At 57.1% G+C, this 26,193-nt stretch carries 24 protein-coding genes; 11 read left to right on the forward strand and 13 right to left on the reverse strand.

Going from position 1 to position 26,193, the window contains the following annotated elements; translation table 11 throughout:
• Nucleotides 1–238: 238 nt before the first annotated feature.
• The 3 genes from PZBJ_RS10105 to ybbA all read right to left on the reverse strand — a co-directional run bounded on the left by PZBJ_RS10105 (nucleotide 239) and on the right by ybbA (nucleotide 4,165).
• Complete coding sequence (locus tag PZBJ_RS10105; protein ID WP_101762377.1) at nucleotides 239–982, reverse strand: class I SAM-dependent methyltransferase; 744 nt, start codon at nucleotides 980–982, stop codon at nucleotides 239–241.
• 82 nt (nucleotides 983–1,064) lie between these two features.
• A complete protein-coding gene (ybbP, locus tag PZBJ_RS10110; protein WP_101762378.1) occupies nucleotides 1,065–3,482 on the reverse strand; it encodes a putative ABC transporter permease subunit YbbP in 2,418 nt (805 codons plus the stop codon).
• Nucleotides 3,479–4,165 (reverse strand): putative ABC transporter ATP-binding protein YbbA, encoded by a 687-nt coding sequence (ybbA, locus tag PZBJ_RS10115; RefSeq protein WP_101762379.1) that lies wholly within the window; start codon nucleotides 4,163–4,165, stop codon nucleotides 3,479–3,481. Before ybbA ends, ybbP begins: the two co-directional genes overlap by 4 nt.
• On the opposite strand from ybbA, the gene tesA reads away from it, so the two are divergent.
• The 5 genes from tesA (at nucleotide 4,133) to PZBJ_RS10140 (ending at nucleotide 7,934) form a co-directional block, all read left to right on the forward strand.
• Entirely contained in the window at nucleotides 4,133–4,759 is a 627-nt protein-coding gene (gene tesA, locus PZBJ_RS10120; protein ID WP_176971305.1) for a multifunctional acyl-CoA thioesterase I/protease I/lysophospholipase L1, read from the forward strand. The genes ybbA and tesA overlap by 33 nt on opposite strands.
• Nucleotides 4,760–4,790: 31 nt before the next feature.
• Nucleotides 4,791–5,564, forward strand: coding sequence for an SDR family oxidoreductase (locus tag PZBJ_RS10125; RefSeq protein ID WP_101762381.1), 774 nt, complete (start codon nucleotides 4,791–4,793; stop codon nucleotides 5,562–5,564).
• Nucleotides 5,565–5,643: 79 nt separating this feature from the next.
• Nucleotides 5,644–6,498 carry a co-chaperone YbbN gene (locus PZBJ_RS10130; RefSeq protein WP_101762382.1) on the forward strand — a complete coding sequence of 285 codons (855 nt, stop codon included), beginning with the start codon at nucleotides 5,644–5,646 and terminating at the stop codon, nucleotides 6,496–6,498.
• Between the two features lie 63 nt (nucleotides 6,499–6,561).
• Complete coding sequence (locus PZBJ_RS10135) at nucleotides 6,562–7,476, forward strand: SPFH domain-containing protein (RefSeq protein ID WP_101762383.1); 915 nt, start codon at nucleotides 6,562–6,564, stop codon at nucleotides 7,474–7,476.
• Nucleotides 7,473–7,934 (forward strand): NfeD family protein, encoded by a 462-nt coding sequence (locus PZBJ_RS10140; RefSeq protein WP_225608369.1) that lies wholly within the window; start codon nucleotides 7,473–7,475, stop codon nucleotides 7,932–7,934. The genes PZBJ_RS10135 and PZBJ_RS10140 overlap by 4 nt, the downstream gene beginning before the upstream one ends.
• On the opposite strand, the gene cueR is transcribed toward PZBJ_RS10140, so the two are convergent.
• Complete coding sequence (cueR, locus tag PZBJ_RS10145) at nucleotides 7,910–8,326, reverse strand: Cu(I)-responsive transcriptional regulator (RefSeq protein ID WP_101762384.1); 417 nt, start codon at nucleotides 8,324–8,326, stop codon at nucleotides 7,910–7,912. The genes PZBJ_RS10140 and cueR overlap by 25 nt on opposite strands.
• Nucleotides 8,327–8,422: 96 nt before the next feature.
• Here cueR and copA point away from each other — a divergent pair, with 96 nt between their 5' ends.
• The 3 genes from copA to ybaK all read left to right on the forward strand — a co-directional run bounded on the left by copA (nucleotide 8,423) and on the right by ybaK (nucleotide 12,552).
• A complete protein-coding gene (gene copA, locus PZBJ_RS10150) occupies nucleotides 8,423–10,942 on the forward strand; it encodes a copper-exporting P-type ATPase CopA (RefSeq protein ID WP_101762385.1) in 2,520 nt (839 codons plus the stop codon).
• A 68-nt stretch (nucleotides 10,943–11,010) separates the two neighbouring features.
• Nucleotides 11,011–11,811, forward strand: coding sequence for a TraB/GumN family protein (locus PZBJ_RS10155; protein WP_101762386.1), 801 nt, complete (start codon nucleotides 11,011–11,013; stop codon nucleotides 11,809–11,811).
• 261 nt (nucleotides 11,812–12,072) lie between these two features.
• Entirely contained in the window at nucleotides 12,073–12,552 is a 480-nt protein-coding gene (gene ybaK / locus PZBJ_RS10160) for a Cys-tRNA(Pro)/Cys-tRNA(Cys) deacylase YbaK (RefSeq protein WP_101762387.1), read from the forward strand.
• On the opposite strand, the gene PZBJ_RS10165 is transcribed toward ybaK, so the two are convergent.
• On the reverse strand, nucleotides 12,549–13,418 hold the full coding sequence (locus PZBJ_RS10165) for a LysR family transcriptional regulator (protein ID WP_101762388.1): 870 nt from the start codon (nucleotides 13,416–13,418) through the stop codon (nucleotides 12,549–12,551). The two genes, ybaK and PZBJ_RS10165, sit on opposite strands and share 4 nt — an antisense overlap.
• Before the next feature lie 90 nt (nucleotides 13,419–13,508).
• On the opposite strand from PZBJ_RS10165, the gene PZBJ_RS10170 reads away from it, so the two are divergent.
• Nucleotides 13,509–13,940, forward strand: a complete 432-nt coding sequence (locus PZBJ_RS10170) for a multidrug/biocide efflux PACE transporter (protein ID WP_101762389.1) — start codon at nucleotides 13,509–13,511, stop codon at nucleotides 13,938–13,940.
• Nucleotides 13,941–13,990: 50 nt separating this feature from the next.
• Here PZBJ_RS10170 and ushA read toward each other — a convergent pair whose 3' ends face one another.
• Entirely contained in the window at nucleotides 13,991–15,742 is a 1,752-nt protein-coding gene (gene ushA / locus PZBJ_RS10175; protein ID WP_101762390.1) for a bifunctional UDP-sugar hydrolase/5'-nucleotidase UshA, read from the reverse strand.
• A 459-nt stretch (nucleotides 15,743–16,201) separates the two neighbouring features.
• Here ushA and ybaL point away from each other — a divergent pair, with 459 nt between their 5' ends.
• Complete coding sequence (ybaL, locus tag PZBJ_RS10180) at nucleotides 16,202–17,890, forward strand: YbaL family putative K(+) efflux transporter (protein ID WP_101762391.1); 1,689 nt, start codon at nucleotides 16,202–16,204, stop codon at nucleotides 17,888–17,890.
• Nucleotides 17,891–18,087: 197 nt separating this feature from the next.
• On the opposite strand, the gene PZBJ_RS10185 is transcribed toward ybaL, so the two are convergent.
• The 4 genes from PZBJ_RS10185 to PZBJ_RS10200 form a co-directional block, all read right to left on the reverse strand.
• Nucleotides 18,088–19,389: an inosine/guanosine kinase gene (locus tag PZBJ_RS10185; protein ID WP_101762392.1), complete on the reverse strand. Its 1,302-nt coding sequence runs from the start codon at nucleotides 19,387–19,389 to the stop codon at nucleotides 18,088–18,090.
• Nucleotides 19,390–19,447: 58 nt separating this feature from the next.
• Nucleotides 19,448–20,407 carry a ferrochelatase gene (gene hemH / locus PZBJ_RS10190; RefSeq protein WP_101762393.1) on the reverse strand — a complete coding sequence of 320 codons (960 nt, stop codon included), beginning with the start codon at nucleotides 20,405–20,407 and terminating at the stop codon, nucleotides 19,448–19,450.
• Between the two features lie 121 nt (nucleotides 20,408–20,528).
• A complete protein-coding gene (adk, locus tag PZBJ_RS10195; RefSeq protein ID WP_008103865.1) occupies nucleotides 20,529–21,173 on the reverse strand; it encodes an adenylate kinase in 645 nt (214 codons plus the stop codon).
• Nucleotides 21,174–21,324: 151 nt separating this feature from the next.
• Nucleotides 21,325–22,155 (reverse strand): DUF6024 family protein, encoded by an 831-nt coding sequence (locus PZBJ_RS10200; RefSeq protein ID WP_101762394.1) that lies wholly within the window; start codon nucleotides 22,153–22,155, stop codon nucleotides 21,325–21,327.
• 188 nt (nucleotides 22,156–22,343) lie between these two features.
• Here PZBJ_RS10200 and PZBJ_RS10205 point away from each other — a divergent pair, with 188 nt between their 5' ends.
• Complete coding sequence (locus tag PZBJ_RS10205) at nucleotides 22,344–23,213, forward strand: LysR substrate-binding domain-containing protein (RefSeq protein ID WP_101762395.1); 870 nt, start codon at nucleotides 22,344–22,346, stop codon at nucleotides 23,211–23,213.
• A gap of 54 nt (nucleotides 23,214–23,267) precedes the next feature.
• Here the strand turns inward: PZBJ_RS10205 and htpG are convergent, their stop codons facing one another.
• The 3 genes from htpG to PZBJ_RS10220 all read right to left on the reverse strand — a co-directional run bounded on the left by htpG (nucleotide 23,268) and on the right by PZBJ_RS10220 (nucleotide 26,176).
• Nucleotides 23,268–25,142, reverse strand: a complete 1,875-nt coding sequence (gene htpG / locus PZBJ_RS10210) for a molecular chaperone HtpG (RefSeq protein WP_101762396.1) — start codon at nucleotides 25,140–25,142, stop codon at nucleotides 23,268–23,270.
• A gap of 99 nt (nucleotides 25,143–25,241) precedes the next feature.
• Nucleotides 25,242–25,847, reverse strand: coding sequence for a recombination mediator RecR (gene recR / locus PZBJ_RS10215; RefSeq protein WP_008103873.1), 606 nt, complete (start codon nucleotides 25,845–25,847; stop codon nucleotides 25,242–25,244).
• The gene (locus PZBJ_RS10220; protein WP_008103874.1) at nucleotides 25,847–26,176 is read right to left on the reverse strand and encodes a YbaB/EbfC family nucleoid-associated protein; all 330 of its coding nucleotides are present in this window, start codon (nucleotides 26,174–26,176) and stop codon (nucleotides 25,847–25,849) included. The genes recR and PZBJ_RS10220 overlap by 1 nt, the downstream gene beginning before the upstream one ends.
• Nucleotides 26,177–26,193: the final 17 nt, after the last annotated feature.

Genomic DNA, 26,193 nt, shown 5'->3' on the forward strand with positions numbered 1-26,193 from the left:
AGACGGGTGCTACGAGGTATGGTGGTACAGCACAAAAGTGGGGGTGATCGACCTGAAGAAAAAGTCGATCACCATGGGTAAAGGATGTTAAAAAGTGTTCACCATGTCCCCGAACACCTGTCTACCATGTCCCCGGACTGTACACACTGGGAGAGGGAACCAATCGCGCTAACATGTTGTCTCCCTCTCCCTGTGGGAGAGGGCCGAGATGAGGGCATCAGCCCGCTTAGAACTCCCCTTACCCCACCATCTTCATCGCCACATGGCTCCAGCGATTCAGATGCGTAATCTGGAATCCATGCGCACTGAACAATGCATTCAGCGACGCTTCCGAATGAATCGTAATATGACCGGTGCGCGGCGCAATATACCAGTCAGTCATCCCCAAATGACTCACTTCGTCCGTGGTCGCGGTGCTGAAGAAAAACACCCCGCCTTTTTTCAAAAAACCTGACACTTCTGCCAGCGTTTTATGCGGATCCGGCGTATGCTCAAACACCTCAAAACTGGTCATAAATTCATAAGAATTCAGTTCTGGATAATCGCCGGGCACAAACGGATCCCACGCCACCATATCAATGCCCACTTCCTGCATTAAGCGCGCCAGCGTGCCGGTGCCTCCACCGTAATCCAGCATTTTTTTGCCGTGATATTTTTTGAATAACGTCAAAATCAGATCACGATTTCTCATCGGTCGATTGATCTCATAGTTAGGATCAAACTGCCCGTAAGCCTCGTTATACATATGCTGTGCATAATCCGCTGGCGTCCAGTCATCGCATGCGTGGGTATACACCAAACCACAGGTCTGGCATTGATGATAATAAATCGCCACGCCGGTGAGCGGATAAGTGTAACGACTGGCATTTTCCGAATGACAGATGGTATTGAAATCGGTCACACCATACAGCGTGGCCTCGCCCTGGCAGACTTTACAGCAGCCGATTTCAACAACGGATTTGACGATAAGTGGAGATGACATGTTTAGCCTTAAATAAGTCTGGTCTGCTTTTATGAGTCGACTCACGCAGACCAGAACTTAAATTTAAGACAAATCGTTTTGCTTATCCGGCACTGAAGCTTCTGAACAGCGCCTTCTGTTTTAATAGTCGAATCCCCAACCAGGCACCGCACAGCGAGAGCAGCAGCGCGCCGCCGATCGGCAAGGCGATCCATAACGTCCAGTCTGGCTGCCACGGGAAATCGAAGATCTTGCGCTGCAAGCCCCACAGCGCCGCTTCCGCGCCCAGCGCCGCCGCAATCCCCGACACCACGCCAAGTAGCGCAAACTCACACCATAAGGTGCCGCGCAGCAGGCGCTTACTGGCACCCAACGTGCGATAGACTACCAACTCCTGCCGACGCTGACGCATGCCAACCTGGATCTGCGCCAGCAACAGCAGCACGCCGCACACCGTTACCAGCACCACCATCACTTCCAGCGCCTGGCTCACCTGCGTCAGCACCTGACCGATCTGGCGCATCATGCTGCCGATATCCAGCAGGCTCAGCGTCGGGAATGCACGATTAAGCTGCGCCAGCAGCGCCGGATTGCTCTCCATACGGAAGCTGGTCAGCCAGGTTTGTGGCTGCTGATCGAGTGCGCCCGGCGGGAAGATAAAGAAGAAATTCGGCCGCAGACTTTCCCAATCCACCTTGCGCAAGCTGGTGATTTTGGCGCTGAACTGCTGGGTATCGCCGCTGAAGGTTAAGCTATCGCCGAGCTTCACGCCCAGACGATCCGCCAGCTCCACCTCCATCGACACTTCACCGGGCTGCGGCGGCCAGTTACCGGAAATCAGCGGATTGTGATCCGGACGCTCCGCTTGCCACGTCAAATTAAGTTCGCGATTCAGCGCGTTATCCAGCCTGGGATCGGCCTCTTTGCCGTTCAGCTCGGTCAGACGCGCGCGCACAATCGGGTAGAAGGTTTCTGGCTTAAGCTGATGACCAGCCAGGAAGTCGCGCACCTGCGGCACCTGCTCTTTGGTGATGTTCAGCAGGAAATAGTTCGGACTGTCCGGCGGCAGTTGCTGTTGCCAGCGATCCAGCAGATCGCCGCGCATCACCAGCAGCAGCGCCAGCAGCATAAATGACAGCGAAAACGCCGCCAGCTGGCTGAGCGTCATCACCGGTTGACGCAGCAGACGGTTGATCGCCAGGCGCAGCGCCAGATTGCGCACCACCAGCCGACGCAGCAGCAGCAAGGTGCCCCAGCCGAGTAACGCCAGCAGCAGCGCCAGCATCACCACGCCCGCCAGCAGCGCCCACAGCATTTTGCTGCCGCCCATCAGCAGCGCCAGCAAGCCAATCACCACCAGCGCCATTGCCGGCAGATAGAATCGCAGCGGCCAGACGTTCGCCACCGCATCCCGCCGCAGTACGCGCAGCGGTTGCGTCGCCATCAGCAAACGATACGGACGCAAACCCACCAGCAGCGAAATCACAAACATCGCGCCGATCGCCCACAGCCACGGCCAGAAACTCGCCGCAGGCAGCGCGCCCGGCAGCACCGGTTTCAGCATCAGCAGCAGAATCACTTCAATGCCCTGCCCCAGGGCGCTCCCGACAATCGCCGCCAGCAGCAGCACCGCCAACCATTGACCGATAATCAGCCGCTGCAGCGCCTTGCGCGTTGCGCCCAGCGTTTTCAGCACCGCCACCAAATCGTAGCGGCTGCGGCAGTAATGACTCATCGCCACCGCCACCGCAGCAATCGCCAGCATCAGCGTCAGCAAGGCTGAAAGCAGTAAAAACTGCTGCGCACGCTGCATTGAGCGGCCCAGCGCATCTTCCGAATTATCCACGCTGATCCAGCGCTGATCGGCTTTTAGCTGCGGCGCGATCCAGCTGTCATAGCGCGCCAGCGGTGCCGGATCGCCGGAGAATTTATAGCGCCAGCTTAGACGACTGCCCGGCTGCACCGCACCGGTTTTCTCCACGTCGGCCAGATTCATTAGCAGACGTGGCGCGGTCTGGAACGGATTGAAGCCGCCATCCGGCTCCTGAATCACTTCCCCGGCAATGCGCAGCGTGGTGTCGCCGACATCCACGCTATCGCCCACTTTCAGATTCAACAGCGCCAGCAAACGCGGTGCGACCAACACCGTGCCCGCTTGTGGACGTAGGCCCGGCGGATCGGTTTGCAGCGTGCCGAACATCGGATAGGCATTGTCCACCGCCTTTACGTCCGCCAGCTGCGGCGTCTCTTGCGCGAAGGTCATGGTCATAAAGTGCAGCTGGCTGCTGACCGACAGCCCTTCATCACGCGCTTTGTTAAGCCACGCTTCCGGCGCGGGCGCGGTGGTACGCAGCGTGCGATCGCCCGCCATAAAGTCGCGGCTCTGCTGGCTTAAGCCTTTTTCCATGCGATCGCTGATCGAACCCAGCGCCAGCACGCAGGCCACGGCTAAAGTGAGCGCCAGCCAGACAATCAGCAGCGAGGGCGAACGCCACTCGCGCCAAAACCAGCGCCAAATCATGACTCCTCCCACAATTTGCCGTCGCGCAGCCGTAAGCGACGGTCGCAGCGCGCCGCCAGTTGTTCATCGTGCGTCACCAGAATCAGCGTGGTGGCAAAATCGCGGTTGAGGGAGAACAGCAGATCGGCGATACGATCGCCGGTTTTACGGTCGAGGTTGCCGGTGGGTTCATCGGCGAACAGCAAACCGGGACGGCCGCTAAAGGCACGCGCCAGCGCCACACGCTGCTGCTCGCCGCCAGAAAGTTGCGCCGGCAGATGGTGCAGACGATCTTTCAAACCCAGCACCGTCAGCAGTTCCACCGCCTGGCGGCGACTTTCGCGATCGCTGTCGCCACGCAGCAGCGCCGGCAGCTGCACGTTTTCCAGCGCATTCAGCGTCGGCACCAGCATAAAGGATTGAAACACAAAGCCCACTTCGCGCGCGCGCAGCGCCGCTCGCTGCTCTTCATTCATGCTGTGCAGCGGCTGGCCAAGCAGATGCACTTCGCCGCTGCTGCCGTCATCCAGTCCGGCCAGAATGCCCAGCAGCGTGGATTTGCCCGAGCCGGACTCGCCAATCAGGGCGATGGTCTCAGCTGGTTTGACAACCAGCTCAACTCCGGTAAGGATGGTCAGCTGATGCTCTCCCTGACCGACGGACTTAGTAAGATGATGAACTGCAACAATGTTTTCCGCTGGCATTATCCCTTCCTGTTGTTATTGCTTCTGCTGGTGTCCCGACTCGCCGCCGCCGATACCTTGCTGGTGTTGGGCGACAGCCTGAGCGCCGGGTATCGCATGTCGGCCACGGCGGCCTGGCCCAGCCTGCTGAATAAAGAGTGGCAACAGCAGCCCAAAGTGGTCAACGCCAGCATCAGCGGAGATACCGCAGGACAAGGGCTGGCGCGTTTACCGGGCCTATTAAAACAGCATCAACCCCGCTGGGTGTTAATCGAATTGGGCGGTAACGATGGCCTGCGTGGTTTCCCGCCGCAGAATATCGCCGCGGATCTGACCAAAGTGATCGACGAAGTGAAAGCCGCGAAAGCGCAGCCGCTGCTGATGCAGATTCGTCTGCCGGCTAATTATGGACGTCGTTATACGGAAGCGTTTAGCGCGATCTATCCGCGCCTGGCACAGCAGTACGACATTCCTCTGGTGCCCTTCTTTATGGAGCAGGTCTACCTGAAGCCGGAGTGGATGCAGCAGGATGGAATTCACCCCAATCCGGATGCTCAGCCGTTTATCGCCAACCTGATGGCGACCGAACTGGCTCCGCTAGTAAAGCATGATTAATGCAGGCGTGTGATTTTTAACGGGTAAAGAAATGCAAAAAACAATTCTCATCACCGGCTGCTCGAGCGGCATTGGTTTGGTCGCCGCAAATGACCTTTTATCGCGCGGCTATCGCGTGCTGGCCGCCTGTCGCCGCGCCGACGATGTGGCGCGCATGGAAGCATTGGGATTTACTGGCGTGCAGCTGGATTTGGATGATGCTGCCAGCGTCGATGCCGCCGCCGATCGCGTGCTGGAACTCACCGATCATCGCCTGCACGCGCTGTTTAACAACGGCGGTTTTGGTCAATATGGGCCGCTCAGCAGCGTTTCGCGTCAGCAATTAGAGAAGCAATTTTCCACCAACCTGTTTGGCACTCATCAACTGACCATGCGCCTGCTGCCCGCGCTGCAAGCCAGCGGCAACGGACGCATCGTCAATACCAGTTCGGTACTGGGACTGATCTCGACGCCGGGGCGCGGCGCCTATGCCGCCAGCAAATGGGCGCTGGAAGCCTGGAGCGATGCGCTGCGTCTTGAAGTGCGCGACTCTGGCGTGCGCGTTAGCCTGATTGAACCGGGCCCGATAAGCACGCGTTTCACCGATAACGTGCATCAGGGCCAGCAGGATAAACCGGTACAAAATCCGGGCATCGCCGCGCGTTTCACGCTGCCGCCGGAAGCGATTTTGCCGAAGCTGCGCCACGCGTTAGAGAGCAAACATCCGCGCCTGCGCTATCCGGTAACGCTGGTGGCCTGGGCGATGAGCCTGCTGAAACGCCTGCTGCCAGGTTGGATACTGGATCGCATTTTGCGCAGCAACTAAGCTGCAACGCAGAATCAAACTTGAACCGGGGCAGCTTGCCCCCATATCCTCAACACACTTTCTGACAAGAGACGTATTCATGTCACACGCTTTGATTATCGACATCAACGAATCCAACCTGCAGCAGACCTTAGAACAGTCGATGCAGCTGCCGGTGCTGTTCTATTTCTGGTCCGAACGCAGTCAGCACTGTCTGGAACTGACGCCGGTGCTGGATCGCCTGGCGCAGGAGTATGCGGGTCAGTTTATTTTGGCGAAGCTGGATTGCGATAAAGAGCAAATGGTGGCATCGCAGTTTGGCCTGCGCTCGATCCCAACCGTTTATCTGTTCCAGAACGGTCAGCCGGTTGACGGCTTCCAGGGACCGCAGCCGGAAGAGGCGATTCGCGCTCTGCTGCAAAAAGTGTTGCCGCGTGAAGAAGAAGTTAAAGCGCAGCAGGCGATGCAATTGATGCACGAAGGCAAACCGCTGGAAGCGCTGCCGCTGCTGAAAGACGCCTGGCAGCTGAGCAACAAAAACAGCGAAATTGGCTTCCTGCTGGCAGAAGTGTTGATCACCCTGAACCGCAGCGACGAGGCAGAAACCGTGCTGGATGCGGTGCCGCTGCAGGATCAGGACACGCGCTATCAAAGCCTGATTTCGCAAATCGACCTGTTAAAGCAGGCCGCCGATACGCCAGAAATTCAGCTGTTGCAGGAGCAGTTAGCCAGCGATCCAACCAATGCCGAACTGGCTGCTAAACTGTCGTTACAGCTGCATCAGGTTGGTCGCAACGAGGAAGCGCTGGAGTTGTTGTTCAGCTTCCTGAAAAGCGATCTCAGCGTTGGTGACGGCCAGGTGCGTAAAATGTTCCAGGAAATTTTGGCCGCACTCGGCACCGGCGACACCCTCGCCACGCGCTATCGCCGCCAGCTTTACTCGCTGCTGTACTGATCGGTACCGCGCGTTAAACGGGCCGAACGACTCGGCCCGACAATCTGACAGCCAGGAGGTTATATGTTAACGGTCATTCCCGTCATCATTGTGCTCGCACTCGTTACCGTGTGGGCCGGTGTAAAAATTGTTCCACAGGGTTATCAGTGGACGGTAGAGCGCTTTGGCCGCTACACCAAAACCCTGGCGCCCGGCCTCAATTTGCTTGTGCCGTTCATGGATCGTATTGGTCGCAAAATCAATATGATGGAACAGGTACTTGATATCCCTTCGCAGGAAATCATCTCTAAAGACAACGCCAACGTCACCATTGATGCAGTCTGCTTTATTCAGGTTGTCGATCCGGCGCGCGCCGCCTACGAAGTCAGCAATCTTGAACTCTCGATCCTGAATCTGACCATGACCAATATCCGCACCGTGCTCGGCAGCATGGAGCTGGATGAGATGCTGTCGCAGCGCGACAACATCAACACGCGTCTGCTGCATATCGTTGATGAAGCCACCAATCCGTGGGGCGTGAAAATTACCCGTATCGAAATTCGTGACGTGCGCCCGCCGCAGGAATTGATCGCCGCGATGAACGCGCAGATGAAGGCGGAACGTACCAAACGCGCCGATATCCTTGCCGCCGAAGGCGTACGTCAGGCGGCGATTTTGCGCGCCGAAGGGGACAAGCAGTCGCAGATCCTCAAAGCAGAAGGCGAACGCACCTCGGCCTTCCTGCAAGCTGAAGCGCGCGAGCGTCAGGCAGAAGCGGAAGCCACGGCGACGCGCATGGTCTCCGAGGCGATAGCCGCCGGTGATATTCAGGCGGTGAACTACTTTGTGGCGCAAAAATATACCGACGCGCTGCAAAAAATCGGCGAAGCTAACAACAGCAAAGTGGTGATGATGCCACTGGACGCCAGCAGCCTGCTCGGTTCAATTGCCGGTATCAGTGAATTGCTGAAGGAGAACCGGACGGAGCGCAGACCATGATTCTGATGGAGCTGATTGCGCATCCACACTGGTTCTGGCTGACGCTGGGCGGCCTGCTGTTGGCCGCCGAAATGCTCGGCACCAGCGGTTATCTGCTGTGGAGTGGCTTAGCCGCCGTCGCGGTGGCGCTGATTGAGTGGCTGTTTCCCATCTCATGGACCAGTCAGGGCATTGTGTTTGCGGTGATGACGTTGTTCAGCGCGTTCTTCTGGCATCGCTGGATGCGCTATCGCGAATCGTCGCAGGTCGCTAACACGCTTAACCAACGCGGTAACCAGTTAATGGGCATGCAGCTGACGCTGGATAATGCGCTGAAAAACGGCCTTGGACACGTACGCATTGGCGACAGCAGCTGGCGCGTGCAGGCGGACAGCGACCTGCCGGCGGGCACGCCGGTGATTGTCACTGGCGTGGTCGGCATTACGCTGATGATTCAGCCGCGCTTTCCATCGGCGTGATGGCAGCAACCGGCCAGATGATTGATGATCGGGCACTCTGCGCTGTCATCGCCGGGGCAAGCCTCCGCCAGTTCCAGCAAGCGCGCACGCATTGCATGTAACTCTTCGATGTGCGCAGCAATCTCGTCGGCTTTCTGCAAAGTGCGCGCTTTAACATCGGCGCTGTGGCGCGCGGGATCGTTGAACAGCGTCACCAGTTCACGGCACTCTTCCAGCGTAAATCCCACCTGACGCGCCTGGCGCAGCAGATTCAGCTCATCAATATGATGCGCCGCGTAATGGCGATAGCCATTGTCACCGCGCGACGGCGGCGTCACCACGCCCTTCTCTTCGTAGAAGCGAATCGCTTTGCTGGTGAGTCCGGTTTTTTTTGCCACATCGCTGATGTTCATCTTTCCCCCTTGACCTTCCATTCAGGGGAAGGTTTAGGCTGTAGTTCTAATGCAAATTTTGCATGCAGTCAAAATCATTAGCCTGAGGAGTACACCATGTCACATACCCAACTGCTGGCGCTGGACGGCTTGTCCTGTGGCCACTGTGTAAAACGCGTCAAAGAAGCGCTGGAGCAGCGCAGCGATGTTGAACAGGCGGACGTCACGCAGCAAGAAGCGCGCGTGACCGGTGCGGCGAGCGCCAGCGATCTGATCGCTACGGTTGAACAAGCCGGTTATCACGCGGTGCTGAAAGACGGCGCAGCCAGCCCAAAGCCTGATCCGTTGACAGCTACAGAGCCGCCGCCGGAGGCGCTGACAACGGAGTCGCAACCGGCACAATCCACTGAAGCTGAGCTTGCTGTGCATCATTTACTGATTGGCGGCATGAGCTGCGCCAGCTGCGTAAGCCGCGTGGAACAGGCGCTGCAAAAAGTGCCGGGCGTCAGCCAGGCACGCGTCAATCTCGGTGAGCGCAGCGCGCTGATCATGGGTGATGCAAGCGCCGAAGCGCTGGTGAGCGCGGTCGATCAGGCTGGTTATTCCGCCGAAGTGATCGAGGATGAACAAACCCGCCGCGAACGCCAGCAGGTTAGCGCGCAGCACGCTATGCGCCGTTTTAGCTGGCAATCGGCGCTGGCGTTGCTGCTCGGCGTGCCGATGATGATTTGGGGCATGCTCGGCGACAACATGATGCTGAGCGCAGATAACCAAACGCTGTGGCGCACGCTCGGCGTGATTACCTTGCTGGTGATGGTGATGGCCGGCGGCCACTTCTATCGCAGCGCGTGGCGCAGTTTGCGTCACGGCACAGCCACCATGGACACGCTGGTGGCGCTGGGAACCGGCGCGGCGTGGCTCTATTCGATGAGCGTCGCCCTTTGGCCCGAATTCTTCCCGCATCAGGCGCGTCATCTCTATTTTGAAGCCAGCGTGATGATCGTTGGCCTGATCAATCTCGGCCACGCGCTGGAGCAGCGCGCACGCCAGCGTGCCTCGCAGGCGCTGGAACGATTACTGGATTTAACTCCGGCGCAGGCGCGGGTCATCAGCGATCAGGGTGAAACACTGCTGCCGCTCAGCGAGGTTAAGTCCGGCATGACGCTGAAGCTGGTCACCGGCGATCGCGTACCGGTGGACGGTGAGGTCGCCAGCGGTGAAGCCTGGCTGGATGAAGCGATGCTGACAGGCGAGGCAGTGCCGCAGGCCAAACAGCCGGGAGATAAAATCTTTGCCGGTACGCTGGTACAAGACGGCACGCTGCACTTTGTGGCGCGCGCCATCGGCAGCCACACCACGTTGGCGCGCATTATCAATCTGGTGCGTCAGGCGCAAAGCAGCAAACCGGATATTGGCCGACTGGCGGATCGCATCTCCGCGGTATTTGTGCCGGTGGTGGTGGCGATTGCGCTGCTGAGCGGGGTTATTTGGTATCTGGCGGGTCCGCAGCCGCAACTGGCTTACACGCTGGTAATTGTCACCACGGTGCTGATCATCGCCTGCCCTTGCGCTTTGGGTTTAGCCACGCCGATGTCAGTGATTGCTGGCGTCGGACGCGCCGCAGAGCTGGGCGTGCTGGTGCGTGACGCCGATGCGCTGCAGCGAGCCAGCGAAGTCGATACCATTGTGTTTGATAAAACCGGCACCCTGACGCGCGGCACGCCGCAGGTCAGCGATGTGGTGCTGTATGGCGAGTGGAATCGCGAGCAGGTGCTCAGCGCGGCGGCGCAGATGGAGCAAGGCTCCAGCCATCCGCTCGCCAAAGCGATTCTTGAGGCTGCGCCTGCGGTGAACGCCGAAGCGGTTAAGCAATTTCGTACAATACGCGGCAAAGGCATCAGCGCTACAGTGGCAAACAGAACGCTGCTGCTGGGGAATCAGGCGCTGCTGGATGAGCAGCAGGTTGATTACCGCGCCGCGCAGGACGATATCGCGCGCTTCGCCGCACAAGGCGCAACGCCGGTGCTGCTGGCCGACAATCAGCAGCTGCTGGGATTGATCGCGCTGCGTGACAGCTTGCGTCCCGAGAGTAAAGCGGCGCTGCAGCGTCTGCATCAGCAAGGTTATCGCCTGATTATGCTGACCGGCGATCACCAGAAAACCGCGCAGGCCATTGCCGCCGAAGCGGGTATTGATGAAGTGATTGCCGGCGTGTTGCCGGATGGCAAAGCGCAGGCGATTACTCAGTTACAGCAGCAAGGCCGCAAAGTGGTGATGGTCGGCGACGGCATTAATGATGCGCCCGCGCTGGCGCAGGCGGATGTCGGCATTGCAATGGGCGGCGGCAGCGATGTGGCGGTAGAAACCGCCGCCATGACGCTGATGCGCAACGATCTGCACTGCGTCGCCGATGCGCTGTCGATCTCCAGCGCTACGCTGCGCAATATGCGGCAAAATCTGTTGGGCGCCTTTATCTACAACAGCCTCGGGATTCCCATTGCGGCCGGCGTGCTCTATCCGTTTACTGGCATGCTGCTGAGCCCGATTGTCGCGGGCGCGGCGATGGCGCTGTCATCCATTACCGTGGTGAGCAACGCTAACCGTTTGTTGCGCTTCAAGCCCGCGCAACGGCAATAGCCATTCCAGCCCTGTTTTTCATGAGATGAAATCGCTAGCATGGTTTTTTGCCTTAAAAAGGACAGGGAATGAGACACGGTCTGTGGCACAGCATCCAACAACGGATCGCGACCCTTTTTCCGGCCAGTTACAGCTGGCCGGCCATGGATATTCAGCTGGGCGATCGTCGTTTGCATTTGGCGGGCAGCATTCACATGGGCACGCGCGATATGCAGCCGCTGCCTGCCGGGCTATTGCGCCAGCTGCATAAAGCCGACGCGCTGATTGTCGAAGCCGATATCACTCAAGGCGAATCGCCGTTCAGCAATGATGATGAACATCCGCCGCTGGCAATGCGACTCGACGACGACGTGCTGCAGCGCTTGCAGGCCTTGTGCGAGGAGCTTTCGCTGTCACTGAGCCTGTTCGATACGCTGCCGTTCTGGCAGATCGCGCTGATGTTGCAGGCGCAACAGGCGCAGCGGCTGGGATTGCGTCCGCAGTTTGGTATCGATTATCAGCTGTTGCAGGCGGCCAAAGCGGCCAACAAACGCATTATCGAGCTGGAAGGTCCGGAAACGCAGATCGCCCTGCTGAAATCGCTGCCGCAGGATGGTTTGCCGCTGTTGCTGGATACGCTGGAACACTGGCACACCAACGCGCGCCTGCTGCAAACCATGATCAGCTGGTGGCTGGATGCGCCGCCCACCCAGCAACCGGTGGCGCTGCCGACCACCTTTAGCAGCGAGCTGAACGACACGCTGATGCGCAACCGCAACCAGCACTGGCGCGAGCTGCTGCTGGCGTTACCGAAAGGGCGTTATGTGGTGGCGGTGGGCGCACTGCATCTGTATGGCGATGATAATTTGCCGGGACTGCTGAAGAGCTGATTTATGCACATTTCTTAGCGGCGCAAGTTATTGCGCGATAAAACGCGCCGCTACGGGCTTGTGCGTTTTATTAACTGTGCGTTTGGCAGAAAAAAAGAAGGCCAATAATACTATTGGCCCGTCAAAGAGGAATTTGTTTATGATTTTGGTTATCACCAACAATCTCTTGCTGGCGCGGGCCAATTCTCGCGCAAAGTTCAGAATTTCGCCACTGTTTTTCCATCAAAACTGAAATAAGAATTTTCCTAACAAGGACCGATCATGACGCCCGCGGTAAAACTTCTGGAAAAACAAAAAGTCACCTTTACCCTGCATCCCTACGACCACGATAGCCACGAAACCAATTTTGGCGACGAAGCGGTGCGTAAGCTTAATCTGGATGCCCGCCAGGTGTTCAAAACCTTGCTGGTATCGCTCAACGGCGATGCTAAAGCGCTGGCGGTTGCGGTGACGCCGGTCTCAACCCAATTGGATCTAAAAAAGGTCGCCAAAGCGCTGGGCGCCAAGAAAGCGGATATGGCCGATCCGCAGCTGGCACAGCGCGTGACCGGTTATCTGGTAGGCGGCATTAGCCCGCTGGGACAGAAAAAACGTCTGCCAACGGTGATCGATCAGCAGGCAGCGGAGTTTGCCACCATCTTTATCTCCGGCGGCAAACGCGGGCTGGATATCGAGCTGGCCGCGCAAGATTTGTCTCGCCTGCTGGATGCGCCGCTGGCCGACGTCGCACGGCGCGATTAGTCGGGCTGCTGGGCGCAGAGTTGATCGATCATCCAGCGTCCGGCCGGTCCCGGCGGATTACGCCGCGACCACACCACATCAACCGCGATATGCTGCGGCCAGCCCGGCACCGGCAACTCCTTCAACACCTGATGACCAAACTGCTCCACCAGCCAGCGCGGTAATATACTCCAGCCAAAACCCTGCTCTGCCATCTCTAACAGCAATAAATAAGATGGCGCCGACCACACGCGTCCGGCGGGCAAGGGATCGCGATTTTGTACCCAGGTATTGAGCCGCAGATGCCGCAACTCACCTAACTGCCCTTCACTCACCTGCTGAGCCTGCGACAGCGCATGATCCTGATGAAGGTAGATCGCCATCTGCGCCCCCACTTGCAAGCGTGCCACCGCCAAATCCGGCGGCAATTGTGGCTGCGCCCGCACCACGCCAAGGTGCACGCGCCCGGCTTGTATCAAATCTAATGCATCAGCATCCTCGGCGATCATGCACTCAAAATCGATATCTGGATAACGCACCTCAAACCGGTTAAGCAGATTTTCATGGTGATCCGCTTGCCAAAAATCGGAGATCGCCAGGCTCAGGCGCGGTTCTACGCCCTGCGACAAGCGCACTGCCAGCTCATCCAGCCGCTGGCTGGCGGCCAGAATCTGCTGCACTTGCGCAAACGCGCGCTGGCCATGCTCGGTCAATACCGGGTTACGTCCGCTGCGATCAAACAGCGTGAAACCCAAATCGTCTTCCAGATTAGCGATCGCGTTACTGATGGTGGACTGGCTTTTAGACAACGCGCGCGCCGCCGCCGAAAAGGATCCGCTGGCCACGGTTTGCACAAACGCCTCAAGGGATTCCGGGGAATATTTCATGTTGAACCATCGCTTTTATCGATAGGTGATCATTTTATCTTAGCATCACCCAGTGCGAAAATAGGGGTTATCACCAATAAGGAGGTTTATATGCGTACCCGTTCGCTGAAAGAACGTTTTTGTCATGCCGCAGGCTTTGAAGGGTTAGCACTTATCACTGTTGCGCCGCTGGCTGCCTGGATCATGGAGAAACCGCTGTTTCAGATGGGCGCGCTGGCGATTATGCTGTCGACCGTCGCCATGCTGTGGAACATGATCTATAACACCGGCTTTGATCGCATCTGGCCGCCGCAGGTGAAACGCGGATTCGGTTTACGCGCCATGCATGCGCTAGGCTTTGAAGGCGGTTTTATCCTGATTGGCTTGCCGATTGCCGCCTGGATGCTGAATATTTCGCTGCTGGAAGCCTTTGTGCTGGAAGTGGCGTTCTTCCTGTTCTTCCTGCCCTATACCATGGTTTACAACTGGATGTGGGATAAGATGCGCCACCGTTGGGTGACGCAGAAATCGTGTCAGGCGTGATGTGCATTTGAAAAGAGGTCGCCATAAATGGCGACCTACGAGCGCAGAGTTCAATGTTGTGCGGCGCGCGGCCAGATCCACGCCAGAATCATTTGCGGGTAGCTTGGCTTGCGTTGCTTCTCCAGCGCTTTGTTGCGCTCTTCAATTTGCGCTGCCGTCAGATGCACAATCCCGCCAGGTTGATAATCCGCTACCTTCAGCGGTGAATGCTGGCTGACATAATCACGCAGCACATCCGCATCGCGCTGCCCGCTGTTGCTGAAGCCAGCATGGGTTTCAATGTTCGGATAACCATCGCCGCCGCTGGCGTTAAAGCTGTTAGTCGCCATGCGGTAGGTTTTATCCTTTTGCAGCGGTTCGCCATTAATCTTCACGTCGCTGACGCCTTTACCATCCGCCACCAGGCTGATGTTGCTGAACTGCGCGAAGCCGCCGGAATCCACTTTAATATTGGCAACCGTCGCCAGATAATTCAGCACTTCATTACCCTTCAGCGTCACCGACACCACCTGATTGCCAAAAGGCTGCACCTGCAACAAATCGCGCCAGCTGAGATTACCCTGCGCCAGCGAAGTGCGAATGCCACCGCCGCTCATCACCGCAAAGTCCGCTTTGGTCGCCGCCATTTGGGCGCGCAAAATTAGCTGCCCAAGATTGGTCTGCTCAAAGCGTACCTTGTCGCGCTCACCGACAAACACGCCGTCGCTGCTGCCGACTTTGACATCCAGTTTCTTGCCAGCACGCAGTTGATACGGCGTTAACAGCTTCATCATCGCGCTGTTTTTCGGGATCTCTTCCTGCCAGGTGAGCCAGGATTCGCTGCCATCAAGATTTTTTACCTTGTGCTTGAGGTTGACCGGGATCAGCTGGTAATTCTCCAGCGTCAGCTCGCCATTGCGGAAGGTAAAGTCGCCGCGCCCAACAAATTTGCCCCACTCTTTTGCCTGCATGATCCACACGCCGTTTTGCCGATCCGGCTGGCAGGGCTGGCCTGGCTGATAATCTTTTACGCTGACGTTCTCTTTCTCCATGCACACCGCATCCTGCGAATGGCCGCCAATGATCACGTTGAGGGTACCCGGCGGCAGGCTGCGCGCCAGCTCCACGTCGCCCGGCGCATTGCTGCCGTGCTGACCGTCGTCGTAGTGGCCCATGTGTGTCAGCGCGATGATGACATCAGGCTTTTCGCTGACGCGTAGTTCCGCCACCGCTTTTTCGGTCTCTTTCACCGGATCGCGAATATCGATCGTTGCAATGTTTTCCGGATTGGCGATGCGCAGCGTGTCGGTGGTAGTCAGGCCGATCACCGCAATCTTCAGCCCCATGCGGTTAAAGATTGCCCACGGCTTAAATAAGCGCGTGTCGGTGCCTTTTTGATAGATGTTGGCCGAAAGGAATGGAAATTTGGCCCACTTCTGCTGCTGTTGCAGCACGCTAAGCGGCTTGTCGAATTCGTGGTTGCCCAGCGCCATGGCGTCATAGCCCACCAGGTTCATGCCGCGAATGTCGGGTTCAGCATTCAGCATGTCTGACTCTGGCACGCCGGTGTTCACATCGCCCGCCGACAGGATTAGCGCGCCGCCGCCTTTGGCCTGCACATCGTAGCGCTGTTGATCCATCAGCGTTTTCTGTGCCGCAAGGCCATATTCACCTTGTGCGTTCGGCCAGTAACGACCGTGGTGATCGTTGGTGTGCAGAATGCTGAAACGATAACTGCGATCCGTTTGCCACGCCTGCGCCAGCATCGGCAGCAGTAACACTGTCAGCGCCAGCCAGCGCCCTTTTCGCGGTGATAAAAACAAAGTCGATCTCCTTATTCTGCGTTTTTCCACTTAGCGGTGGACTTAATGTGCGTTATCGCCCTTCTGTGTCGCACAGATGGCTGGCTAACTCAAGATGAAACACGCATTGCATAATGGCACAGCGTGATGATCAGCATTTTTAAATTCGCTTCTCGCTGGGAATGACAACCCAATTCTACACCTGGCGGTGACTTTATCGACTTAGAACCGCTTTAACCCTAACAACCCCTGCTGCGAAGCCAATTTCCCCCTGCAACTATTTTTTCCGCGCCACCCTTCATTCTGCGTATTTCCAGCCGATATAGTGAGATAACTGACGAAAATGGAGCTTCAGCTGCGTTTTAGTCTCATTTTTTCAATTTAGTGGGCTTTAACCGCTCAAATGTTTAAACGCGGTAAGGGATTGTGCATTACACTAGGTTGTTACAAGCGGATACATTTGCACACAAGGAGACAGGCATGCATCACACCACACCGTTGATCACTACCATTGTCGGGGGACTGGTCCTCGCATTTCTCCTTGGTATGCTGGCAAACCGCCTGCGCATCTCACCGCTGGTCGGTTATCTTCTGGCTGGCGTCCTGGCCGGCCCTTTCACGCCAGGCTTTGTCGCGGATACCAACCTTGCCCCTGAACTGGCTGAACTCGGCGTTATTCTGCTGATGTTCGGCGTCGGTTTGCACTTCTCGCTGAAGGATTTGATGTCGGTAAAGTCCATCGCCATTCCTGGCGCCATCGCGCAAATCGCCGTGGCGACGCTGCTGGGAATGGGACTTTCATGGACAATGGGCTGGTCGTGGATGACCGGTTTGGTATTTGGGTTGTGTCTTTCCACCGCCAGCACCGTGGTGCTGCTGCGCGCGCTGGAAGAGCGTCAGCTGATTGATAGCCAGCGCGGGCAAATCGCCATTGGCTGGTTGATCGTGGAAGATTTGGTGATGGTGCTGACGCTGGTGCTGCTGCCAGCCATCGCCGGCATGCTGGAACAGGGCAACGCCAGCCCAACGCTGCTGTTGTGGGATCTGCTGCTGACCATCGGTAAAGTCGTCGCCTTTATGGTGCTGATGATGGTGGTAGGCCGTCGCGTAGTGCCGTGGATTCTGGCAAAAAGTGCCGCGACCGGCTCGCGTGAGCTGTTTACCCTTGCGGTGTTAGCGCTGGCGCTCGGTATCGCCTTTGGCGCCGTCGAATTCTTTGATGTCTCCTTCGCCCTCGGCGCCTTCTTTGCCGGCATGGTGCTGAACGAATCTGAACTCAGCCACCGCGCGGCGCACGATACCTTGCCGCTGCGGGATGCGTTCGCCGTCCTGTTCTTTGTGTCCGTCGGCATGCTGTTTGACCCGATGATCCTGATTGAGCAACCGCTGGCGGTGCTTGGCGCGCTGGCGATTATCGTGCTGGGCAAATCCATTGCCGCCTGGCTGCTGGTAACGCTGCTGGGTCATTCACGTCGCACCGCGATGACCATTTCGGTGAGCCTGGCGCAGATTGGTGAATTCGCCTTTATTCTCGCCGGCCTCGGCATCTCGCTCGGCATGCTGAGCGAGGAAGGCCGCAATCTGGTGCTGGCGGCGGCGATTCTCTCCATCATGCTTAACCCGATTCTGTTTAGCGTGCTGGAACGCTACCTCGACAAAACCGAGACCATCGAAGAACAGACGCTGGAAGAAGCGATCGAAGAAGAGAAGCAGATTCCGGTGGATATCTGCAATCACGCGGTTTTAGTAGGTTATGGCCGCGTCGGCAGCCTGCTGGGGCAAAAGCTGATGGAAGCGGATGTGCCACTGGTGGTGGTGGAGAACTCCCGTCCGCGCGTTGAAGCGCTGCGCGAGCAAGGGATCAAAGCGGTGCTGGGCAATGCGGCACGCGTGGATACCATGGAACTGGCGCGCCTCGACTGTGCCCGCTGGCTGCTGCTGACCATTCCGAATGGCTACGAAGCCGGTGAAGTCGTGACGGCAGCGCGCGAGAAGCGTCCGGACATTGAGATAATTGCCCGTGCGCATTATGACGATGAAGTGACCTACATAATGGAGCGCGGCGCGAATCGCGTAGTGATGGGCGAGCGTGAGATTGCCAACAGCATGCTGCATGTGCTGGAAGAGGAGATTGCGCAGAACCCGATTGTACGTGAGTGCCCAATTTAAGTGAGTGTGGTCTTTGGCAAGGTCGCCATTAACGGCGTAATGCCGATCAGTTAAGCACCTTATCAAATCACCGCACATTCCGTAGCGGCGCGATTTATCGCGCAATAAATTGCGCCGCTACAATGTGTGCTCTCGGTAATTAAGGGTTTTCATGCCTTAACTGACGAGCATTACGCCATGAACGGCGACCTTGCGTTTTATCTGTCCCAATACGACTCTTCTAAGCTGTCTTCCCGCTCCGGCAGGCCGCGCGTCAGGCGCGGTGAATGCTGGTTCAGCACCTGATAACTTACCCGGTTCGCGTATTTACACACCTGTGCCAGCGACGAATAGGTCAGGTAGGCGCGGCCGTGTTTGCTGGAGTTCGGCACTTTTTGGCGATGGAAGTTGTTAGCGGTGATGTCATGCAGCAGTGCCGCCAGCGCACCATCGCCCGCGCCATTGGTGTTCATGATCTTCTCTGGGCCGCCCATATATGGCGCGATATGCGAGAAGATGCGCAGCGGCTGATCGCAATCCTTGTGGCGCATCGCGCGGCTAAATTCATATTGGTTGAACTCAGCCAGCGCGCCCGGCAGCAGCGGATGGTTGGTTTTGCGCTTGTACTCTTCTTCAGTGAAACCGGCCATGTACAAACCGGTTGGCCCGGCGGTACACAGCACCAAATCCACCCAATCCAGCGCCATATTCGACGCCAGTAGCGGATCCTGCTCGCCGGTCAGCGCAAAAGCCTCTTCTTCGTTCATCGCCACAATTGAGACGTGATCGCGCAGGAAATCGCGCCAGAACTGCGGATTATCCTGAATCACGTATTTGGTACCGAGCGTCAATACCACCGGCACGTTGTGTTTTTTGGCGTAGTCGATGGCGCGTAAAGTGGCTTCCGGCATCGGTTCGCCCGGCTGGCAGCGCACCAGATAGGAAGTCAGCACCAGCGCCGACGCGCCTGCAATGACCTCTTCCGGAATGCTGTTGGCCTGCAGCTGGTTCATCAAGCCGGGACTGATGGCAAAGGTACGCTCGCCCTGCTCGCCAATCAGCGTAAAGCAGCGGCCAATCGCGCCATCGACGCCCTGCAGGAAGTTAAGATCCATGCGGCTGGAGGTGTTGCACAGGTAGCGATAGGCGTAGCCGCCGATCTGGATGTTATTGCACATCACGCCGAGCAGTACCGAGCGGTCATCCGCCAGCACCGAGTAGTTATGCAGGGTATTTCCGATGGTGCCACCGGCAAATTGATGGCTGATGAGCGCTTCGCGCATCAGTTCGTTGTAGAGCGCCTCGGCGGTGGCATCGTCGATCACCAGCGAGTGACCGGCGCTTAAACCGTAACGCTGCAGAAAGTCGTCGTCGACTTTGGCTTCAATATCCACCAGCGTCTGGTCGATACCCACCACCCAACTGCCCTCTTCCTGCTCTTGCTGCGTGGCTTGCAGCAGCGGATCGCGCGCGTTGACGGGGAAATAGTGTTTGGATTTGCGTTTGCCGGGAAATTTCATCGAGAGTGCCGTCAGGGAAAATCAGGCAGAGAATGATATCACACTCTCTGCCACACCCTTAACGACGCGCGTTGACCAGCTGCACCATCATTTCAATGTGCTCCGCATCGGCGTTGAGCGCAGGAATGTACTCGAACTTTTCGCCGCCGGCATGCAGGAAGATCTCGCAGTTCTCACCGCTGATCTCCTCCAGCGTTTCAAGGCAATCCGCCGCAAAGCCCGGACTCATCACCTGCACGTGCTTGATGCCTTTCGCCGGCAAGCTCTTCATGGTTTCATCGGTGTACGGTGTCAGCCACGGCTCGCGACCAAAGCGCGACTGGAAGGTCATCATGATCTTGTGCGGCGCAATGCCCAACGCCGCGGCCAGCGCATCGGTGGTGTCTTTGCAACGCAGCGGATAATCATCGCCTTCATTGGCGAAACGCTGCGGAATGCCGTGATAGGACAGCACCAGCAGATCCGGTTCGCCATGCAGCGCAAACGAGCGCTCAACCGAGGCTTTGAGCGCAGCGATGTAAGCCGGATGCTCCGCGTAATCGCGGATAAACGCCACTTCCGGCAGCGAGCGCAGTGGTTTAAAGCTGGTGGCTAAGCCATCCCAAACCGCGGCAACCGTCGAGCAGGAGAACTGCGGATAGAGCGGCAGCACGATGAGTTTGGTCACGCCCTGATCCAGCAAGCGTTTCAGCGCGCTGTCGAGGCTTGGCTGGCCGTAGCTCATGCCCAGTTCAACCGGCATATCGAGGCGCTGCGCCAATGCTTCACGCTGACGCTTGCTGAACACCATCAGCGGTGAACCTTCATCCATCCATACGGAAGCATACAGTTTCGATACGCGTGGCGAGCGAAAAGGCACGATGATGAAATTGAGAATCGGCCACCACAGTAAGCGCGGTGTATCAACCACTCGTGGATCGCCGAGGAATTGTTTCAGATAGCGTTTAACCGCAGGTGTTGTGGGTGCGTCTGGTGTGCCTAAGTTAACCAGCAAAACCCCGGGCTTTTCTTGCCTCATGGTATTTCCTTGATGTCGAAACGAATGGGTCGAATGCAAAATCAGGGGGAAATTGTAGCGGAAATTGAAGGAGGGGAAAGCAATTGCTGCAAAAGGGCCGGACAACCGGCCCCTCAACGCATTAACCGAGAATCGTGGCCAATTGCGTGCTCACTTCGGCGACAGGACGCGTGCCGTCGATTTTGTGATATTCGGTGTTGCCGTCTTGCGCTTCTTTGCCGTAGTAGGCAATCAGCGGCGCAGTCAGTTGATGGTATTCCACCAGACGCTTACGCACGGTCTCTTCCTGGTCATCTTTACGCGTGGTCAGCTCTTCGCCGGTCAGGTCATCTTTACCTTCCACTTTCGGTGGATTGTAAGTGACGTGATAAACGCGGCCCGATGGCGTATGTACGCGGCGGCCAACAATACGATCCACAATCAGCTCGTCCGGTACAGCGAACTCCAGCACGTAGTCAACCTTGATGCCCGCTTCTTTCATCGCGTCAGCCTGCGGGATAGTGCGTGGGAAGCCATCGAGCAGGAAACCGTTTTTGCAGTCTTCCTGCGCGATACGCTCTTTAACCAGCGCAATCACCAGCTCGTCAGTCACCAGTTTACCGGCATCCATGATCGCTTTTGCCTGTTGGCCCAGTTCCGTACCTGCTTTGACTGCCGCACGTAACATGTCACCGGTGGAGATTTGCGGAATACCGTATTTCTCCATGATGAATTGAGCCTGAGTGCCTTTACCTGCGCCCGGAGCTCCGAGCAGAATAATACGCATTGCGTAATTCCCCTTGCGAATCGCATTGTTCAATCTGAGAAGGCGAAGAACATACCATTATGGCCCGCGCACCACAAGGAAACGGGCGCGCTCGCCACGAAAGGTCTACTTTGACCTGCTTTGTCAGCAAATACCAGCAGAGTGCCCGTTTTTAGGAATCACGGCTAAGCATGAGTAGGTCTTTGAGGCGTTTTTTCAGTGCGGGTGTGACGTTCAGCTGTTTGTTGACCCCGCCGCGCACGTCGGCGCACAAGCGTAATTGCGCCTGTTCGGGCAGCACCTGAATATCCTGCGGCAATTCACTGGCATTGAGGCCGTTCGGCAGCGGAAAAAGTGCAAAGGGTAAACCCGGTTGCTGAATGGAGTGCAGGATGAATGGCGAGTCGAGCGCGATTTTTTCCACCATCGCAATATTGTACGGACGCCATTCGCTGTCCTTCATCATTGCCAGCGCCTGTTCTGGCGCGCCACCGAGCGCTAATCCTTGCTCAAACAGCCGCAGCTCACTGCGCACCAATGTGCTGAAATCGGCGGTGCGCAATGCGATTAACACCAGATCGCCGCATAACGCCGAATGGCGATCAAGGCGGGCGACAAACAGTCGCGCATCGCTCACCAGCCGTTTATGCAGCTGCGTGGCAAACGACTCCGATGCATCGGTAACGCCGTGGCTTTGACATTCGCTCAACGCACGCACGCGACCTTGCTGCATATCAACATGATCCACCAGCGCAATATTGCCCGCCGTCATCGGCAAAGTGGGCAGCACGCTCAGTTCACTAACCGGATAGTGCGAGGCATAGCGCGTGTGATTACGTGATTGCTCCTGACGGAGAAACAGCTGGGAAAGCAGCACTCGCGAGATATGCAAAGAGGGTGCGAAGAAGAGATCGAAATTTTCAAGCCGGTAATAACGGGAAAGCGAGCCGCGAAGCTTATCGCGCGCCGCCGCCGCCCTGGCAGAAGCAAGTTGTGGAGCCATCGCGTGGTATGTCTCTGGTTATTATGCTGTGTGTGGGAGGTGAAACCTGCGGTGATAGTCGGCGTAAAACACAGAGAGCCGTAGCCGTCAACCTGCCAGAATCTGGTGGAAAGGTTAGGCCAATGCGGCTGGACATTAAAATGATATAAACTGACAATCCCTGTTAGGTTTTTACACAGGGGACAAGTATGACCGTGCTTCCTTCGTTACGTGCACTGCACTATTTCCACCAGGCGGCACTGTTCAGCAGTTTTAGCGTAGCGGCCGAACGTCTGCATGTCACCCATAGCGCCATTAGCCATCAGGTTCGACAGCTGGAGAGCTGGATGGGGAAGCCGCTGTTTGTGCGTACCAATGGACGCGTCAAATTAACCTCACACGGTGAACGTTTGCTGGTGAGTTGTCAGAAAGCCTTTAGCGAGCTCTCCACCACCTGCGAAAGCATTCGTACCGGCATGCGCCATCATATCAGCGTCTCCTGCGCGCCCAGCTTTCTCTCGCAATGGCTGATTCCGCGCATCGCCAGCTTCTATCAGCGCTATCCCGATATTGAAGTGCAGTTTCAGCCGCTGGTAGAGATTGACCAGCTGCGCAGCGAGCATACCGATGTGCTGATTCTCAGCGCCGAGCAGTCGCCGGATGACGATATTGATGCCACCTTGATCAGCGATGATTATATCGGCCCACTGTGCGCCCCGCAGTTTGCCGCCCGCTTTCAAAGCGAGCAGGATCTCGCCTCACTGCCATTGCTGCACGCCGATACGCGGCTGCATGCGTGGGCCGAATGGGCGAAAACCAGCGGCGTACGCGGCAATTACTGGATCGGCAAGCATTTCGATAATTTGACGTTAGCCATTCAGGCGGCGAGAAACGGATTGGGCGTGATTATGGCGCCACGCTTGCTGGTGCGTCAGGAGTTGAGTGATGGCACCTTGATCGCGCCGCTGGGCTTTGTGCGCGTCGATCGCGCCACGTTGATGATGACCAAGACTTCGCGTCAGCACGATGCGGAGATTACGTTGTTTCGCGATTGGTTGCGGGATCAGGCGCAGATTTAACAGCAGATATAAAAAAAGGTCGCCATGAATGGCGACCTTTCGGGTTTGGTGCGATTACGCCGTCAGCAACTGGTTCATGCGACGGATAAATTGGTTTGGATCGTCAAGCGTACCGCGCTCGGCGAGCAGCGCCTGATCCAGCAGCAGCTCAACCCACTCGGCAAAGCGCGTTTCGTCCTGGGTATCGGCCACGCGTTTCACCAGCGTATGATCCGGATTGATCTCGAAAATGTACTTCACGTCCGGCACGTCCTGACCGGCCGCGGCAAACAGCTTCGCCATCTGCGTGGTCATTTCGTTAGCATCGGTGGTGACGATCGCTGGCGTGTCGGTGAGACGATGCGTCAGACGCACCTCTTTCACACGCTCGCCCAGCAGCGTTTTCACGCGCTCAACAAACGGCTCCAGCGCCTTCTCCGCTTCTTTCTGCTCTTCGGTCTCTTCATCGGCCAGTTTGCTCAGCGAATCATCCGCTTTGCTGACTGACTGGAAGGTTTTGCCGTCGAACTCGGTGAGGTAGCTCATCATCCATTCGTCGATACGATCGGAGAGCAGCAGCACCTCGATGCCTTTTTTGCGGAACAGTTCCAGATGCGGGCTGCTCTTCGCGGCGGCATAGCTGTCGGCGGTGATGTAGTAAATCTTGTCCTGACCTTCCACCATGCGCGTCACGTAATCGTCGAGCGAAACGGTCTGCTCAGCGCTTTCGCTCTGGCTGGTGGCAAAGCGCAGCAGTTTGGCAATCTGTTGCTGGTTAGCGTTGTCTTCGGCTGGACCTTCTTTCAGTACCAGACCGAACTCTTTCCAGAACTGCTGATATTTTTCCGCGTCGTCTTTCGCCAGCTTCTCTAACATCTGCAGGCTACGCTTGGTGAGCGCGCCACGCAGGCTCTGGGTCACACGGCTGTCCTGCAGGATTTCACGCGATACGTTTAGCGGCAGATCGTTGGAATCTATCAAACCACGCACGAAGCGCAGGTAGTTCGGCATGAACTGCTCGGCATCGTCCATGATGAACACGCGCTGTACGTAGAGTTTCAGGCCGTGCTTGCTGTCGCGGTTCCACATGTCGAACGGCGCACGCGCCGGGATATACAGCAGGCTGGTGTATTCCTGCTTACCTTCCACGCGGTTATGGCTCCAGATCGCCGGATCGCTGAAATCGTGGGCGATATGTTTGTAGAACTCGTTGTACTCGTCGTCGCTGATCTCAGACTTGTTGCGCGTCCACAGCGCCTGGGCTTTGTTGATCTTTTCCCAGGTGGTGGTGTCGCTCTCTTCGTCTTTGCTTTCAATCTCCACCGGCAGCGCGATGTGATCGGAGTATTTGCTGATCACGTTACGCACGCGCCACGCATCGAGGAAATCATCTTCGCCTTCACGGAAGTGCAGCGTAATTTCGGTACCGCGATCGGCTTTCTCAATCTCTGCCAGCGTATATTCGCCTTCGCCAGCAGATTCCCAGAACACCGCTTCATCGGCTTTAGCGCCGGCGGCGCGGGTGCGCACGGTGACTTTATCCGCCACAATGAACGCAGAGTAGAAGCCCACGCCGAACTGGCCGATCAGCTGGCTGTCTTTCGCCTGGTCGGAGCCCATAGATTCGAGGAAGGATTTGGTGCCGGATTTAGCAATGGTGCCGAGGTTCTCAATCACCTCATCACGGCGCATACCGATGCCGTTATCGCTGAGCGTCAGCGTGCGATTTTCCGGATTGACCGAGATACGTACGCGCAGGTCGCCGTCGCCTTCATACAGATCGGGCGTCGACAGCGCGCGAAAGCGCAGTTTGTCGGCGGCATCTGAAGCGTTGGAAATCAGCTCGCGCAGGAAAATCTCTTTATTTGAATAGAGTGAATGGATCATCAGGTGCAGAAGTTGTTTTACCTCTGACTGGAAGCCACGCGTCTCTTGTCCTTTCATGGTCATTGCTACCTCAACTGAATCGGGGTTGATGATACGTTGAGAGAGAAATGGGGATGAAGGAGAGGATTTCAAGCCGATGTCTGTGAAGACATCGGCAAGTGATTAGAAATTAATCTTGTGGCGTCCGGCGAGCGAGTGCGACAGCGTGGTGCCATCGACCATTTCCAGCTCACCACCGACCGGCACACCGTGTGCAATGCGGCTGGCATCAACGCCATATTGTCCGCACAACTCGGCGATGTAGTTGGCCGTGGCTTCCCCTTCCACCGTGGGATTGGTGGCGAGGATCACTTCGGTTAAGGTTTCGCGCTCGAGACGCTGCTCCAGCCGATCCAGGCCGATATCCTGTGGCCCAATGCCATCCAGCGGTGACAAGTGCCCCATCAGCACAAAGTAGCGGCCGCCAAACTGGCCGGTCTGCTCAATGGCGTGGATATCTGCCGGGCTCTCCACCACACAAATCTGGCCGTTTTGCTGACGACGCGGATTGGCGCAGATGGTGCAGATTTCCTGTTCGGTGAAGGTACGGCAATCGGCGCAGTGACCGATTTCCGACATGGCGCGGGTCAATGCCTGCGCCAGACGCATGCCACCGCTACGATCGCGCTGCAACAGCTGAAAAGCCATACGCTGCGCCGACTTCGGGCCAACGCCCGGCAGGCAGCGCAACGACTCCATCAAAGATTCAAGCAGTGGACTGGTTTGCATCAGAACGGCATCTTGAAGCCAGGCGGCAGCTGCATACCTGAAGAGACCGCAGCCATCTTCTCTTTCTGCGTTTCGTCAATACGGCGTGCCGCATCGTTGAAGGCCGCGGCGATCAGATCTTCCAGCATGTCTTTATCATCTTCCAGCAAGCTAGGATCGACTTCGACACGACGGCAGTTGTGCGCACCGTTGATGGTTACTTTAACCAAGCCAGCGCCTGATTCACCGGTCACTTCGATCGCGGCGATCTCTTCCTGCACTTTGGCCATTTTGTCTTGCATCTGCTGGGCCTGTTTCATCAGGTTGCCCAATCCGCCTTTACCAAACATAGTTTTCTCTCTCTGCT

It is taken from the genome of Pantoea endophytica (genome assembly GCF_002858935.1).
GTDB lineage: Bacteria > Pseudomonadota > Gammaproteobacteria > Enterobacterales > Enterobacteriaceae > Pantoea > Pantoea leporis.

Bases quoted from the DNA above. Each gene is read 5' to 3' on its own strand.
- PZBJ_RS10105 (WP_101762377.1), bottom strand. From the start codon at position 982: ATGTCATCTCCACTTATCGTCAAATCCGTTGTTGAAATCGGCTGCTGT.
- ybbP (WP_101762378.1), bottom strand. From the start codon at position 3,482: ATGATTTGGCGCTGGTTTTGGCGCGAGTGGCGTTCGCCCTCGCTGCTG.
- tesA (WP_176971305.1), top strand. From the start codon at position 4,133: ATGATGAACTGCAACAATGTTTTCCGCTGGCATTATCCCTTCCTGTTG.
- ybbA (WP_101762379.1), bottom strand. From the start codon at position 4,165: ATGCCAGCGGAAAACATTGTTGCAGTTCATCATCTTACTAAGTCCGTC.
- PZBJ_RS10125 (WP_101762381.1), top strand. From the start codon at position 4,791: ATGCAAAAAACAATTCTCATCACCGGCTGCTCGAGCGGCATTGGTTTG.
- PZBJ_RS10130 (WP_101762382.1), top strand. From the start codon at position 5,644: ATGTCACACGCTTTGATTATCGACATCAACGAATCCAACCTGCAGCAG.
- PZBJ_RS10135 (WP_101762383.1), top strand. From the start codon at position 6,562: ATGTTAACGGTCATTCCCGTCATCATTGTGCTCGCACTCGTTACCGTG.
- PZBJ_RS10140 (WP_225608369.1), top strand. From the start codon at position 7,473: ATGATTCTGATGGAGCTGATTGCGCATCCACACTGGTTCTGGCTGACG.
- cueR (WP_101762384.1), bottom strand. From the start codon at position 8,326: ATGAACATCAGCGATGTGGCAAAAAAAACCGGACTCACCAGCAAAGCG.
- copA (WP_101762385.1), top strand. From the start codon at position 8,423: ATGTCACATACCCAACTGCTGGCGCTGGACGGCTTGTCCTGTGGCCAC.
- PZBJ_RS10155 (WP_101762386.1), top strand. From the start codon at position 11,011: ATGAGACACGGTCTGTGGCACAGCATCCAACAACGGATCGCGACCCTT.
- ybaK (WP_101762387.1), top strand. From the start codon at position 12,073: ATGACGCCCGCGGTAAAACTTCTGGAAAAACAAAAAGTCACCTTTACC.
- PZBJ_RS10165 (WP_101762388.1), bottom strand. From the start codon at position 13,418: ATGAAATATTCCCCGGAATCCCTTGAGGCGTTTGTGCAAACCGTGGCC.
- PZBJ_RS10170 (WP_101762389.1), top strand. From the start codon at position 13,509: ATGCGTACCCGTTCGCTGAAAGAACGTTTTTGTCATGCCGCAGGCTTT.
- ybaL (WP_101762391.1), top strand. From the start codon at position 16,202: ATGCATCACACCACACCGTTGATCACTACCATTGTCGGGGGACTGGTC.
- PZBJ_RS10185 (WP_101762392.1), bottom strand. From the start codon at position 19,389: ATGAAATTTCCCGGCAAACGCAAATCCAAACACTATTTCCCCGTCAAC.
- hemH (WP_101762393.1), bottom strand. From the start codon at position 20,407: ATGAGGCAAGAAAAGCCCGGGGTTTTGCTGGTTAACTTAGGCACACCA.
- adk (WP_008103865.1), bottom strand. From the start codon at position 21,173: ATGCGTATTATTCTGCTCGGAGCTCCGGGCGCAGGTAAAGGCACTCAG.
- PZBJ_RS10200 (WP_101762394.1), bottom strand. From the start codon at position 22,155: ATGGCTCCACAACTTGCTTCTGCCAGGGCGGCGGCGGCGCGCGATAAG.
- PZBJ_RS10205 (WP_101762395.1), top strand. From the start codon at position 22,344: ATGACCGTGCTTCCTTCGTTACGTGCACTGCACTATTTCCACCAGGCG.
- htpG (WP_101762396.1), bottom strand. From the start codon at position 25,142: ATGACCATGAAAGGACAAGAGACGCGTGGCTTCCAGTCAGAGGTAAAA.
- recR (WP_008103873.1), bottom strand. From the start codon at position 25,847: ATGCAAACCAGTCCACTGCTTGAATCTTTGATGGAGTCGTTGCGCTGC.
- PZBJ_RS10220 (WP_008103874.1), bottom strand. From the start codon at position 26,176: ATGTTTGGTAAAGGCGGATTGGGCAACCTGATGAAACAGGCCCAGCAG.